This window comes from Lentzea sp. NPDC037011 (genome assembly GCF_055607425.1).
The window spans coordinates 62,556-75,365 of sequence record NZ_JBVJRT010000004.1 but is presented as its reverse complement, the minus strand read 5'-3'; the positions used below and the strand labels follow the sequence as shown (position 1 = coordinate 75,365).

Genomic DNA, 12,810 nt, shown 5'->3' with positions numbered 1-12,810 from the left:
TGCCAGGGCCTGTGTCGAGGTCCCGTTCGATGAGAGTCGTGCCTGAGGTGGTTCCTGGCGGTGCGGGCGGACAGCCCGCATACCGCGGTGTTGTATGTGGGCTGTCCGCCCGTGCCCCCTGGGGCCGCCTCAGGCCCGGCTATCGCGAACACGGACCTCGACACAGGCCCTAATGCGCGACGGCGGCGGCGCCGTGCTCGTCGACGAGGGCGCCGGTGGTGAAGCGGTCGAGGGTGAACGGCTCGTTGTACGGGTGCGGTTCGTCGTGCGCGACCGTGTGCGCGAAGCAGTCGCCGACACCGGGCGTGGCCTTGAACCCGCCGGTCCCCCAGCCGCAGTTGAGGTACAGGCCGCCGACCGGGGTGAGGCCGACGATCGGCGAGGCGTCCGGCGAGACGTCGACGATGCCCGCCCACGTCCGCAGCAGGTGTGCCCGCGCGAACACCGGGAACAGCTCCAGCGCCGCGGCCATCTGCTCCTCGATGACGTGGAACGAACCCCGCTGGCCGTAGCCGTTGTAGCTGTCGATGCCCGCGCCCATCACCAGTTCGCCCTTGTGCGCCTGGGAGACGTAGACGTGCACCGCGTTGGACATCACGACGGTCGGGTGCACGGGTTCGAGCAGTTCGGACACCAGGGCCTGCAACGGGTGCGAGGCGAGCGGCAGCCGCAGGCCGACCATCTGCGCGAGCACGGAGCTGTGGCCGGCCGCGCACAACGCGACCTTGCCCGCGGCGATCCGGCCACGCGACGTCCGCACCGCGGTGATCCGGCCGTGAGCCGTTTCCAGGCCGGTGACCTCGCAGTTCTGGATCAGGTCGACGCCCATGGCGTGCGCGGCCCGCGCGTAGCCCCAGGCCACGTAGTCGTGCTTCGCGATGCCCGCACGCGGCTGGTAGGTCGCGCCCAGCACCGGGTAGCGCACGTCCGGCGAGGTGTTGACGATCGGGCAGAGTTCCTCGACGCCGTCGGGGTCCACCCACTCGGCGTCGATGCCGTTGAGGCGGTTGGCGTTGACCCGCCGGACGCTGTCGCGGACGTCCTGGAGGCTGTGCGCGAGGTTCAGCACGCCGCGCTGGTCGAACAGGACCGGGTAGCCGAGGTCGTCCTCCAGGCCCTCCCAGAGCTTGAGCGAGTGCTCGTAGATGCCGGAGCTCTCGTCCCACAGGTAGTTCGACCGGATGATCGTGGTGTTGCGGGCCATGTTGCCGCCCGCGAGCCAGCCCTTCTCCAGCACCGCCACGTTCGTGATGCCGTGGACCTTCGCGAGGTAGTAGGCGGTGGCCAGGCCGTGGCCCCCGCCGCCGACGACCACGACGTCGTAGGAGGCCTTCGGCTCCGGGTTCTCCCACAGGAAGTCCGGGTGCTCGGGCAGATGGGCTCCTGGCGGGCTGGTCATGCGACGCCTCCAGCGGGAATCACCTGGTCGACTTCTGGTATATCAGTCTGTGAGTTACCGTAGGTCACATGAACGCACGGGTCAACGACGAGCCGGCGGCCGTCTCGCTCACCGAACGGGCGTACGCCGTGCTGCGCGACCGGCTGGTGATGCTGGAGATCAGGCCGGGCGAGCCCATCAACGAGGACCGGTTGCGCGCGGAGCTCGGCGTCGGCCGCACACCGATCCGCGAGGCGCTCAAGCGCCTGGAGCAGGAACGGCTCGTCGTCGCCTTCCCCCGCCGCGGTACGTTCGCCACCGACGTGAACATCTCCGACCTCTCCCACGTCTCCGAGGTGCGCCGCACGCTCGAACCGCTGGCCGCCGCCGCCGCGGCCGAGCGCGCGACCGCAGCGGACGGGGCCGCCCTGACCGGGCTGCGGTCCCAGCTGGAGACCGCAGCCCGGCCGGGCGACAACACCGCGCTGCTGCGCGCCGACGTGGACGTGCACCGCGCGATCTACCGGTGCGTGCACAACCCGTTCCTGGAGGACACGCTCATCTCCTACGACAACCTCGCCACCCGCATCTGGTGCGTGTTCCTGCCGCGCCTGTCCGGGATGACCGGGCACGTCGACGAGCACGTGCCGTTGCTGACCGCGATCGTCGAGGGCGATGCCGAGAAGGCGGCCGAGCTGGCCTCCCAGCACGTCATCGGGTTCGAGCGGGCGATCCGGGCCCTGATCTGACCTTGGCGCCGGTCGCCGCGGCGGGCGGGGTCGGTCAGGCGGGGTGCCCCAGGCGGGCCGAGAGGTCGCGGGACGCGGCGCGCAGCTCCTCGACGACCTCGGGCACGCGCTTCTGCGAGAGCCGGTAGGCCGGTCCGGCGGCGCTGATCGCGGCCACCACGTCGCCGTGCGCGCCGAACACCGGGACGGCGACCGCGTGCAGGCCGGGTTCGAGCTCCTCGAAGCAGGTCGCGTAACCGTCCGTGGCGGTGCGCCGCAACTCCTCCCGCAGCCGCACCGGATCGGTGATCGTGCGCGGCGCGCAGGCCTCCAGGTCACCGCCGAGCACGCGTTCCCGGTCCGCACCGGACGCACCGGCGAGCAGGACCTTGCCGCTGGACGTGGCGTGCAGCGGCGTGCGCTGGCCGACCCAGTTCTGCGCCGCCACGGCGGAGCTGCCGCGGGCCTGGCTGACGTTGAGCGCGTTGTCGCCGTCGAGGACGGCGATGTTGACCGTCTCCCCCAGCTGGTCGGCGAGCGCCGAGCAGACCGGGCCACCCAGCCGGGCGTAGTCGAGCTGGCCGGTGACGGCGCACGCGAACCGGAGCATGCCCAGTCCGATCCGGAACGGTCCGCGCTCCCCGTTCTGCTCGACGAGGTCGCGGGCGCGCAGGGTGTAGACGAGTCTGGACGCGGAGGACTTGTGCACGCCGAGCTCGGCCGCGATCTCGGTGATGCCGGCCTCGCCGTTGCGCGCCAACAGCTCCAGAACGGCGATGGCCCGGTCGACGGACTGCACGAGCGCTCCGTCGCGCCCCTCCCCGTTGTTGCTCATGAAGCCAAGGTAACGCTTTCGACCGGCTTCCCCGGCGTCCGTCACCGGGCTGTTGCGTGAGGACGGTCGGTGGTGAGGCGTTCCGTGCTACCCCGGTAGCACGCCCGAACACCCGCTACCGCGGTAGCGCTCGCGGTGGGCGCCGGGGTACGACGACGCCACGGCGCCGTCCCCCTAGCGTTCCCGGTGTGCTCAGCTCCCGTTCCGCCCCGGTGCTCCTCGCCGGTTCGTTCGTCCTGTTCGGACTGGCCGGGTGGGCGCTGCGGCTGCCGCTGGGCCTCGACAGCGCGGTGTACCGCTCCGGCGCGCTGGCCGTGCTCCGCGGTGAGGCGTTGTACGACCACCTCACCGCCACACCGGAGTGGGCGGTCGACCTGCCGTTCACCTACCCGCCGGTCGCGGCCGTGCTGTTCACGCCGCTGGCGGTGCTGCCGACCCAGCTCACGTGGGCGGTGTTCGCCGCCGCCACCGCGTTCGGCGTGGGCGTGGTGCTGCGGTGGACCACCGGCCGGACGCCGTCACCGCTGCTGTTCGCGGCGGTGTTCGGTCTCGAACCGGTGTGGCGGACCGTCGGGTACGGTCAGGTCAACGTGCTGCTCATGGCCGTCGTCGTGGTCGACGTGCTGCGGCAGGGCCGGTTCTCCGGCGTGCTGGTCGGGATCGCCGCGGCGGTGAAGCTGACGCCGTTGGTGTTCGTGCTGCACCTGCTGGTCACCGGGCGGGTGCGGGACGCGGGGCGGGCGCTGGCGGTGTTCGGCGGTCTGCAGCTGCTCGGGTTCCTGCTGCTGCCCGGTGACTCGCTGCGGTACTGGGGGTCGGCGGTCCTCCGCGGCAACGACGCGACGGGCAACGGGCACCTCGCCAACCAGTCGATCTCCGGTGCGGTGCAGCGGCTGACCGGTGCGGCACCGTGGGCTCCCCTGCTGGTCGCGGCGCTCTGCCTGGGCTGCGTGGCCGCGGCGGCGGTGCTGGCCCGGCGGGCGCACCTGCGCGGTGAGCCCCTGGGGGCGCTGCTGGTCACAGCGTTCTGCGGGCTGCTGGTCAGCCCGATCTCGTGGTCGCACCACTGGGTGTGGGTCGTGCCGCTGGTGGCGTTCCTCCTGCGCGGGCCAGGTGCCGCGCAGGTGCCCGTCTGGGCGGTCTTCGTCCTGTGGCCGCTGCTGGTGCCGACGGGGAACGCCGTGCTGGACAACCTCTACGTGCTGGTCGCGGTCGTCGGTGGGGTGCTCGCGTGGCGCGGCCTCCTGTCCGGGGGCGGAGTAGGTTCGGCGCGAGTGGATGATCTTCCGGGGCGGTGGGGCGGATGAGGGGTGCCGTGGTGCGGCAGTTCCTCGCCGCCGGCGTGTTCACGTTGTTCTCGGCGAGCAGGCTGGTCAGGACGCCGGCGTCGGCGGGCTGGCGGCGCCTCCGGATCGTGCTCGTGCTCGGCGTCGCGTCCTGGGTGGTCTTCCTGAACGTGGTCGGCCCGGCCGAGCTGCGGTTCACCTACTCGTCGATCCCCGCGTGGTGGTTCACCGGTCTCGCCGTCGCCGCCGTGCTGCTGACGCAGGTCCACCCGCTGTGGGCGTGGCGGATGCTCGCGGTCGTGATGGTGTTCGAACCGGTGGTCCTGCACGACTTCCGCTCGGCGTGGGGCTGGCCGTGGACGCCCGGCACGGTCCTCGCAGCCGCGGCGGCACTGCTGACCACCGCCCAGGCCTACCGGCAGACCGTGCTCGTGTGGGTGTTCTTCTTCTCGATGGTCGTCGTGTGGGCGCACATGTGGGACTACCGGGACATCTTCCTGGTCGGTGCCATCGTGGGCGGTGTGCTCGTCGTGGGCAACGCGATGCGGTTGCGGCGCGTGGCCGAAGCCGACCGCAACGAGCAGTCCCGGCGCCGCGAGGTCGAGGAGGTCCGCGCCGCCACGCTGCAGGAACGCGCGGTCATCGCCCGCGAGCTGCACGACGTGGTGGCGCACCACATGTCCGTGCTGGCGCTGCGGGCCGGGAGCGCGCGGTACCGGTTCCCCGGCCTGTCGGCGGAGCTGGAGGGCGAGTTCGCCGAAATGCAGGAGACCGCGCGGGAGGGCCTGACCGAGATGCGGCGGCTGCTCGGCGTGCTGCGCAACGAGAACGGCGAGGCCGAGACCGCGCCCCAGCCGCGCGTGGAGCAGATCGCCGAGCTGGTCGACCGCCTGCGCAGCGCTGGAGTCGCGGTGACCGTGCGGTTCGACGGCGACGTGAGCGGCGTGCCCGGCGGTGTCGCGCTGTCGGCGTACCGGATCGCGCAGGAGGCGCTGAGCAACGCCGTCCGGCACGCCCCGGGGTCCACTGTGGACGTGCGTGTCACGGTGGGCGCCGACCTGCGGGTGGTGGTGCGCAACAGCGCCGCCGCCGAACCCGGGCCGCCGACGGACGACCGGGCCAAGCACGGCCTGCTCGGCATGCGGGAGCGGGTCGCGACCCTGCGCGGCACGATCGTCGCGGGTCCGGGTGAACGGGGTGGTTTCGTCGTGGCGGTCACGCTGCCCCTGACCGGGAACGAGGACCAGCCGTGAACACGACAGTGCTGATCGCCGACGACCAGACGATGGTCCGGCAGAGCTTCCGCGCCGTGCTCGCCGCACAGCCGGACATCACCGTGGTCGGCGAGGCGAGCAACGGCGCCGACGCCGTGCACGCGGCCGTCCGCGACCGACCCGACGTCGTGCTGATGGACGTGCGAATGCCGGTGATGGACGGCCTGGAGGCCACCCGGTTGATCCTCGGCGCCCCGGACCTCGGCACGCGCGTGCTGATGCTGACCACGTTCGACGTCGACGAGTACGTCTACGGCGCCCTGCGGGTCGGCGCCTCCGGCTTCCTGCTCAAGGACGCCCCGCTGGAGGACCTCGTCAACGCCGTGCGGGTGGTGGCGGCCGGCAACGCCCTGTTCGCGCCCGCCGTGACCCGTCGGCTGGTCGCGGAGTTCGCCGCCCGCCGCCCAGGCGCGGTGCGGCCCGAACGCGCCGACCGGCTGACCGCGCAGGAGCTGAAGGTGCTCCGGCTGGTCGCGCGCGGCCTCTCGAACACCGAGATCGCCGCCGCGCTGGTGATCGTCGAGCAGACGGCGAAGACGCACGTCAGCCGGGTGTTCGCGAAGCTCGGCGTGCGCGACCGGGCGCAGGCGATCGTGGCCGCCTACGAGATGGGCATCGTGGTCCCCGGTGAGTGAGCGGTAAATCGTTCGTCCGGCGCGTTCACCGGACCTACCCTGCCTGGATGGTGCAGGGGGAGATCGACCGCACAGCAGAGGAAGAGGACTTCTCCGGGGTCGCGTGGCTCGACCACGGCGGAGAGGTCGAGATCGCACGCGCCTACGGGCTCGCCGACCGCGCCCACCGGGTGCCCAACACCGTCGACACCAGGTTCGGCATCGCCAGCGGCAGCAAGGGTTTCACCGCGCTGGCCGTGCTCTCGCTGGTGCACGAGGGCAAGCTCTCCCTGGACACCGCGGCCCGTTCGCTGCTCGGCGACGACCTGCCGCTGATCGCGGACGACGTGACCGTCGAGCACCTGCTCACCCACACCTCCGGCATCGGCGACTACCTCGACGAGGAAGCCGGCCACGAGCTCACCGACTACGTCGTCGGCGCCGCGCACGAACTGACGACCACCGAGGCGTTCCTGCCGCTGCTCGACGGCCACCCGGCCAAGTTCCCCGCGGGCGAACGGTTCAGCTACTGCAACAGCGGCTTCGTCGTCCTCGCCCTGCTCGCCGAACGCGCGAGCGGCACCGGCTACCACGACCTGGTCCGCGAACGCGTCCTGCGGCCCGCCGGCATGACCAGGACCGACTTCCTGCGCTCCGACGAGCTGCCCGGCGACGCGGCCGTCGGCTACCTGCCGATCGACGGCGTGGACCGCTCCAACGTCTTCCACCTGCCGGTGCTGGCCACCGGCGACGGCGGCATCCACACCACCGCGGCGGACATGTCGGCGTTCTGGCGCGCCCTGTTCGCCGGGCGGATCGTGCCCGACGTCGAGGAGGTCGTGCGCCCGCGGTTCGACGTGCCCGAGGACGAACCGGTGCAGTACGCGCTGGGCTTCTGGCTGCGCGGCGGCACCGACACGGTGATGCTCGTCGGCAGCGACGCCGGGGTGTCGTTCAAGTCGACCCACGACCCGCACACCGGCACCACCTGCACGGTGCTGTCCAACACCTCCCCCGGCGCCTGGCCGATCGCCCGCGCCATGGCCGGCGGAAGATGGTGATCGAGTGGCCGACGTCGTCGGCCTTCGCGATGGCGTAGTCCGACACCACCGGCAGTCTGTTCCGAATGGACGGTGCGGCGAGGAGCACCGGAGCCGCTGCCGGCACGCTCCTCCCGGTGGCGAGCGCCGCACCGGCGCCGGCGCGGCGGACAGGCGGCCGATCCCCGAAGTACCAGCCGTCACAGCCCGCGCGCCGACTTCCGGCACCGGCGGGGCAGACCGGGCGCCGCCCAGGCGCCCGGCCCACCGCCTACTTGTCGTCCGGGTTGCCGCAGAGGCCGCTGTCGTTGTCCGACAGGACCGGCACGGCGATGACGTTGACGTCGATGAAACAGGCGTTGATGTCGCTGGCGATCTCGGTGTCGTCGAGGTCGACGAGGCCGACCTGGTGGGTGAGGTCCAGCTCGGGGGTGGCGGCCATGGCCTGCGAACCGAAACCGAGGAAAGCGCCCGCGATGGCGACGGCCGCTCCTGCCTTCTTCAGCACGAAATCTCCTAAGAATGGTTGTGTTCACTCGGGACTCGGCGAGCAACCGCTCAGCCGGAACCTCGCAGCACCGTAGCCAGACCGGTGCGGGACCCAGAAATCCATGATCACGCGATGGTGTGAATGTCGGCCGATCACCACACCATCGGGTTGTTTCGCGCAATTGATGTTTGCGCCGTGTCGTCCGTTTCAGGTGGTTCCCGCCCTCCCCGAGTTGTCCGCGTCACATCGGGTGGAAGTTGACACCGGTGTCAGCACCTAGCGTCGGGGCAGCGCGTTCCGAAGGCCGGAACGCCACCGGTGGAGGAGATCCGCGATGGGCACTGCGTTGGGCTACAAGGCTTTCGGCGGACCGGAGGTCCAGGAGTTCTTCGAGCGGCCCGATCCGGTGCCCGGTCCGGCGGAGGTCCTCGTCCGCGTCGAGGCCGCCGGGGTCAACCCGCTCGACCACCTGCTGCGCTCCGGGCACGTGACCGCGATGAACGGCGACGTGCCCTTTCCGCAGGTGCTCGGCATGGAGGCAGCGGGAACGGTCCTCGCTGTAGGCGCCGACGTGACCGGGCTGGCCGTCGGTGACCGGGTCACCGGGTTCGCGCTCACGTTCGCGGGCACCTACGCCGAGACAACGCTGTTGCTCGCCGAGTCCACGGCCCGCATCCCCGACGCGCTGCCGGCGACGTGGGCGGCGACCATCCCCGTCGCGGGCACCACGGCGCTGGACGTGGTCGACCAGCTCGACCTGCCCGCCGGTTCCTCGCTGCTGGTGAACGGGATCGGCGGCGGTGTCGGCATCGCGCTGGCGCAGGTCGCGCGTGACCGCGGCCTGGTCGTGACGGGCACGGCGAGCTCGGCCAAGCGGGAGCTCGTCGCGAAGACCGGTGCGACCTTCGTCGACTACACCGGGGGCGATGTCGTGCAGCGGTTGCGCGAGTTGGCGCCCGGCGGGTTCGACGCGGTGGTCGACACCGTCGGCGGCGAGTCGTTGCGCGCGGTGGCCGCACTCGCGGTGAAGCCGGAGGCGCTCGTCTCCGTCGGTGACCCGTCGGTGGCCGACCTGGGTGGCGCGGCGGTCCGGCGGCGGCTGGACCGGGCGGGGCTCGAACGCGTGGCGGAGCTGATGGTCGCCGGGCGGCTCGACCCGCACATCACCGGCACCTACCCGCTCGCGCGGGCGCAGGAGGCGCTGGCGCTCGTCGAGTCGCGGCACGCCACGGGCAAGCTCGTCGTCGACCTGAGCCGCTGACGGCGCTCAGCCGGTGGCCGTCCCCTGCCGGTAGCTGGTGTTGATCTCGATCAGCTCGTCGAGGACGGCCCTGGCCTCGACGAGCCTGGCGATGTCGGCGGTCAGCCGGTCCCGTTCGCCGGTCATCGTGGTGAAGGCGTCCTCGGCGACGGCCCTGCTGTCGCTGTCCACGCAGGGCAGCAGCCGCGCGATCACCTTGCTGCTCAGGCCCGCGTCGAACAGCCGCCGGATGATCTCGACGCGCACGGCCGTCGTCGGCGGGTAGTGCCGCTGCCCGCCGACGGACCGCGTGCTGTGCATCAGGCCCTGCTGCTCGTAGTAGCGCAGCGAGCGGGCGCTGACCCCGGTCAGCCGGGCCAGTTCTCCGATCCGCATGCCACCAGCCTAGGCGGGTGGCATGCGGATCTCGTAGCCGCGTCATTCGACTGCCCAACCCGTACGCATTGACAACAACGGCGGTCAGAATGACGACTGCGGTCCGCATCGGAGCCTGTAGCTTGGCTGAGCGACCTGCGACAGGTAGTTCCAGGCCGAACCGGCCACTCCCCCAGAAGAAGGCTCCTCATGGCACACACCGCTCTGCTGAAAGTCACGGCCAAGCCCGGCCGCGCGTCAGACGTCATCGATTTTTACCGGGTCACGCTGGCTGCCACGCGCTCCCGTCCGGGACTCATCGGGCTTCGCGTGGTGCGCGAGGCGAAAAACCCCGACAACTTCATGCTGATCGAGCAGTGGGATTCCAAGGAGGACCAGGCCGCTTACGCCGCCTGGCGCGCCACCACACCGGAAGTCAGCGCGGCTTTCAGCGAGATGATCGACTCGTTCTCGCTGGAGTGGTGGGATGAGATCAACGCCTGACACCGGAGAGTCATGACCGGCGAAGACATTTTTTCCGACGTGATGAGCACATTGCGTCTCAGTTGCGTCCTTGCCGGTCATCGGTCCGGTTCGGGCGATTGGTTGATCCAATCGCCACCGCCCGGCAGGGTCAAGGTCCTGGCGGTGACGCGAGGGCAGATCAAGTTCCGCCTCGGCAAGGAGCCGGAGTGGCTCGAAGTAGCAGCCGGTGAAGCGCTTGTCCTGGATGGCCGGTCTCCGTTTGTGTTCGGCACGAAGCTCGACATGGCACCCACGCAGGCCGTCCTCGGCGAGCAGGACATCTCGCCCTCGCCTGACGATGAGACCGTGTGCGTCACCGCGCACGTCGACCTGAGAGGCGGGGCTGATCTGTTCCTGCAACAAGCCGTGCCGGCCGTCACCCACGTTTCCGCTGATTCGAACGCCGGCCCGGCCATGGGATGGCTGCTGCGGCAGCTGGACGTTGAGATGAAGCACCGGCTGCCCGCATCTCACCGCGCCTCCGAACACGTTTTGGAGATCCTCTTCATACACGTCATGCGCGAGTGGCTGTCGGCCGGCTTGGCACTCCCCGCCGGCTGGATCCACCTCTTTGCAGACCCGGTGCTCAGCCCTGCCGTGAGACTGATCCACCACGAGCGCAAGTTCGCCCTGTCGGTCGGCGAGTTGGCGCGCGCCTGCGGGCTTTCGCGGACGGTCTTCATCGAAAAGTTCCGCGAAAGTGCCGGGATTCCTCCCGCCTCGTACGTGTTGCAGTGGAAGATGCAGCTGGCACTCAGCCTCTTGGAAACCACGGAGATGTCGGTCGACCAGATTGCGCGACATCTTGAATATTCGTCATCCAGCGCGTTCAACGTCGCGTTCAAGCGCTCGACGGGGAGATCGCCCGGAAGTCTCCGGAAAGCCAGGCGTTGAAGCGCGCTACGAGGAGTGCCAGGTGACGGCGCTGCCGACGTCCGCGCGGGAGGTGCGGAAGCCGTTCACCGGGTGCGCGAGGTCGGGGTGGCCGAACGAGACGCCGGCCACCACCCGCCTGGTCGCGGGGAGCTCGAAGTGGTCGCGCAGGAAGTCGCTGTACCCGGCGAGGGCGGCCTGGGGTGCGGCGCCCAGGCCGAGGCTCTGGGCGGCGAGCAGGAACGAGCCGAGGTAGAGGCCGCAGTCGACGGCGCCGTAGACGCCCAGGTCCGCCTCGGTCGTGATGATCGCGACGTGCGGTGCGTCGAACAGCTCGAAGTTGCGCAGCAGCTGCCGTGCGGCGCCCTCGTGGTCACCGCGTTCGACGCCGACGCTGGTGTAGAGCTGCTTGCCGCACTCCCGCCGGCGTTCCTGGTAGACCCCGGTGTACTGGACGGGGAACGGGAAGTCCGGCTGACCGGGGTGCTCCCGCAGGTGTCCGAGCAGCCGGGTGCGGAACCGCTCGGTGCCGGCGCCCTCGGTGACGACCACGTGCCACGGCTGGGTGTTGCACCACGACGGGGTGCGCTGCGCGAGCGCGAGCAGCTGCTCGATCGTGGACCTCGGGACCGGGTCGGGCAGGAACTGCCGGCAGGTCCACCTCTCGTCCAGCAGCCGCCGCAGCGCCTCGTGCAACCCGGTCGTCGTGCTCACTGCGACCTCCGCGGCGGTGTCGATCTCCCGGCCGGAGCCAGTGGTGCTGCCCAGATCGTTGACCCGGTAATTGATCTTCCGCGCTGACCGGCCAGGCTGGTCCCGCTTGTCGAGCGCGGAGGTCGGCTCGGGGGCTGAGCGCCCCGAGGAGTGGCCGGCCGGTCCGCCGAGGCGGGGCGATGGGTCGCCAGCGGGCGGGACCACCACCTCCGGGCGTCCTCAGTTCAGGACGCGGTCGTGGAACTGCGGGAGCGGGTGCGGGACCTTGCCCTCGGGCACCGGTGGGTGGCCCGACGGGTCCGACGGGAACGAGATGACCTCGATGAGGTAGCCGTCGGGGTCCGGGGCCAGCGTGATGGTGATGCCGCCGACCTTCAGCGGCGGGTCGCACGCGAGGGCGTAGCCCGCGTCCGCGATCTCGGCGGCGGCTGCCGCGGCGTCGTCGACGGTGAGGACGAACGGCGTCCACGCGGGCGCGCCGGACTGGACCGGCATGCTGTCGCCGCACATCAGCACCACCCTGCCCTGACCGCTCGCGTCGGCGAGCACCACCTCGGTGACGTCCGGTGCGGTGAACTCGACCCGTTGCAGCACTGACAATCCGATCGCTTTCGTGTAGAAGTCGATGGACCGTTCCAGATCGCTGACCACAATCTTGGCGTAGCTCAGGCGGACTTCCATGGCGTGCGCACCTCCGGGCGTTCGATGCGGTCGCGGGGGACGATCAAGCGCAACATAATGTGTTGTGCAAGATCTTGTCCACACTCGACGGAGGAGCACGGCCGTAAGCGCACCACTGGACGGGTCACCGTCCTCTCCTTGCGTCTCGATAGGCGCTGCCGAATGACTTTGCGGACTCGTTCGATCCGGTCTCACCGACGAAGGCTTCGAACAAGCGGCGAATGAGTGGCGCGAGAAACGCCTGTACCCCAGCACGCGACTACGAGCGCTCGGCATCGACATCGATCTTGCCAATGTCATGCCCGACGCCATCATCGGCGCAGATCCGGTTCACTTCTGGATCATTGAAGCCGTCGCGTCTGATGGTTTCGTATCATCGCCTCTGGAATCTGGACTTTGGTTCGCGGATGAGCCGGGCCTTTCAGCATGAATCGTGATGCACTCGTAGAGGTCCAGGACACGGTGCATCTCGGTGCAGGGTCTCCCGGCTGATCGCGGCGACGGTGCCGCGGTCGAGCAGGTGGAGCGCACAGCGTGCTCAGCGACCAGGTGGAGAACGCGGTGATGCCCCAGTCGGCGGGGGACGTCCGGGCGATCAGGCAGATCCGGTCACCGATCGTCTCCGGTCGCCCCCGCTCCATGCGGATGAACACGCCCGGACGACGAGCCATGGCCACCTCCGCACTCGACAAGCGGGACCAGCCTTGCCCGGTCAGCGCGGAAGACCAATTACCGGGTCAACGATCTGGGCAACACC

Annotated in this window: 14 protein-coding genes; 8 read left to right on the top strand and 6 right to left on the bottom strand. The window is 70.4% G+C overall.

The genetic code is table 11. The features are described 5' to 3' along the window. Positions 1–169: 169 nt before the first annotated feature. Complete coding sequence (locus tag ACZ7CH_RS12370; protein WP_360396583.1) at positions 170–1,399, bottom strand: sarcosine oxidase subunit beta family protein; 1,230 nt, start codon at positions 1,397–1,399, stop codon at positions 170–172. A 68-nt stretch (positions 1,400–1,467) separates the two neighbouring features. Between ACZ7CH_RS12370 and ACZ7CH_RS12365 the strand changes: the two genes are divergently transcribed. Continuing rightward, on the top strand, positions 1,468–2,127 hold the full coding sequence (locus ACZ7CH_RS12365) for a GntR family transcriptional regulator (RefSeq protein ID WP_470373878.1): 660 nt from the start codon (positions 1,468–1,470) through the stop codon (positions 2,125–2,127). A gap of 34 nt (positions 2,128–2,161) precedes the next feature. Here ACZ7CH_RS12365 and ACZ7CH_RS12360 read toward each other — a convergent pair whose 3' ends face one another. Next, positions 2,162–2,941, bottom strand: a complete 780-nt coding sequence (locus ACZ7CH_RS12360) for an IclR family transcriptional regulator (RefSeq protein WP_470373877.1) — start codon at positions 2,939–2,941, stop codon at positions 2,162–2,164. Positions 2,942–3,129: 188 nt separating this feature from the next. On the opposite strand from ACZ7CH_RS12360, the gene ACZ7CH_RS12355 reads away from it, so the two are divergent. The 4 genes from ACZ7CH_RS12355 to ACZ7CH_RS12340 are packed head-to-tail and all read left to right on the top strand — an operon-like array spanning position 3,130 to position 7,176. Beyond that, positions 3,130–4,248, top strand: coding sequence for a glycosyltransferase 87 family protein (locus ACZ7CH_RS12355; RefSeq protein WP_360396578.1), 1,119 nt, complete (start codon positions 3,130–3,132; stop codon positions 4,246–4,248). After that, a complete protein-coding gene (locus ACZ7CH_RS12350) occupies positions 4,245–5,480 on the top strand; it encodes a sensor histidine kinase (RefSeq protein WP_470373876.1) in 1,236 nt (411 codons plus the stop codon). Before ACZ7CH_RS12355 ends, ACZ7CH_RS12350 begins: the two co-directional genes overlap by 4 nt. Then, a complete protein-coding gene (locus ACZ7CH_RS12345) occupies positions 5,477–6,136 on the top strand; it encodes a response regulator (protein ID WP_470373875.1) in 660 nt (219 codons plus the stop codon). The genes ACZ7CH_RS12350 and ACZ7CH_RS12345 overlap by 4 nt, the downstream gene beginning before the upstream one ends. A gap of 47 nt (positions 6,137–6,183) precedes the next feature. After that, the gene (locus ACZ7CH_RS12340; RefSeq protein WP_470373874.1) at positions 6,184–7,176 is read left to right on the top strand and encodes a serine hydrolase domain-containing protein; all 993 of its coding nucleotides are present in this window, start codon (positions 6,184–6,186) and stop codon (positions 7,174–7,176) included. Positions 7,177–7,426: 250 nt separating this feature from the next. On the opposite strand, the gene ACZ7CH_RS12335 is transcribed toward ACZ7CH_RS12340, so the two are convergent. Further along, the gene (locus tag ACZ7CH_RS12335) at positions 7,427–7,663 is read right to left on the bottom strand and encodes a hypothetical protein (RefSeq protein ID WP_360396571.1); all 237 of its coding nucleotides are present in this window, start codon (positions 7,661–7,663) and stop codon (positions 7,427–7,429) included. Between the two features lie 316 nt (positions 7,664–7,979). Here ACZ7CH_RS12335 and ACZ7CH_RS12330 point away from each other — a divergent pair, with 316 nt between their 5' ends. Beyond that, positions 7,980–8,906, top strand: coding sequence for an NADP-dependent oxidoreductase (locus tag ACZ7CH_RS12330; protein ID WP_470373873.1), 927 nt, complete (start codon positions 7,980–7,982; stop codon positions 8,904–8,906). Positions 8,907–8,912: 6 nt separating this feature from the next. On the opposite strand, the gene ACZ7CH_RS12325 is transcribed toward ACZ7CH_RS12330, so the two are convergent. After that, positions 8,913–9,281 carry a MerR family transcriptional regulator gene (locus ACZ7CH_RS12325; protein WP_360396568.1) on the bottom strand — a complete coding sequence of 123 codons (369 nt, stop codon included), beginning with the start codon at positions 9,279–9,281 and terminating at the stop codon, positions 8,913–8,915. 189 nt (positions 9,282–9,470) lie between these two features. On the opposite strand from ACZ7CH_RS12325, the gene ACZ7CH_RS12320 reads away from it, so the two are divergent. Beyond that, complete coding sequence (locus tag ACZ7CH_RS12320) at positions 9,471–9,764, top strand: putative quinol monooxygenase (RefSeq protein ID WP_470373872.1); 294 nt, start codon at positions 9,471–9,473, stop codon at positions 9,762–9,764. A gap of 12 nt (positions 9,765–9,776) precedes the next feature. After that, the gene (locus ACZ7CH_RS12315) at positions 9,777–10,679 is read left to right on the top strand and encodes an AraC family transcriptional regulator (protein WP_470373871.1); all 903 of its coding nucleotides are present in this window, start codon (positions 9,777–9,779) and stop codon (positions 10,677–10,679) included. A gap of 6 nt (positions 10,680–10,685) precedes the next feature. Here ACZ7CH_RS12315 and ACZ7CH_RS12310 read toward each other — a convergent pair whose 3' ends face one another. Further along, complete coding sequence (locus ACZ7CH_RS12310) at positions 10,686–11,372, bottom strand: nitroreductase (protein WP_360396562.1); 687 nt, start codon at positions 11,370–11,372, stop codon at positions 10,686–10,688. 219 nt (positions 11,373–11,591) lie between these two features. Next, the gene (locus ACZ7CH_RS12305) at positions 11,592–12,053 is read right to left on the bottom strand and encodes a VOC family protein (RefSeq protein ID WP_470369328.1); all 462 of its coding nucleotides are present in this window, start codon (positions 12,051–12,053) and stop codon (positions 11,592–11,594) included. Positions 12,054–12,810 lie beyond the last annotated feature (757 nt).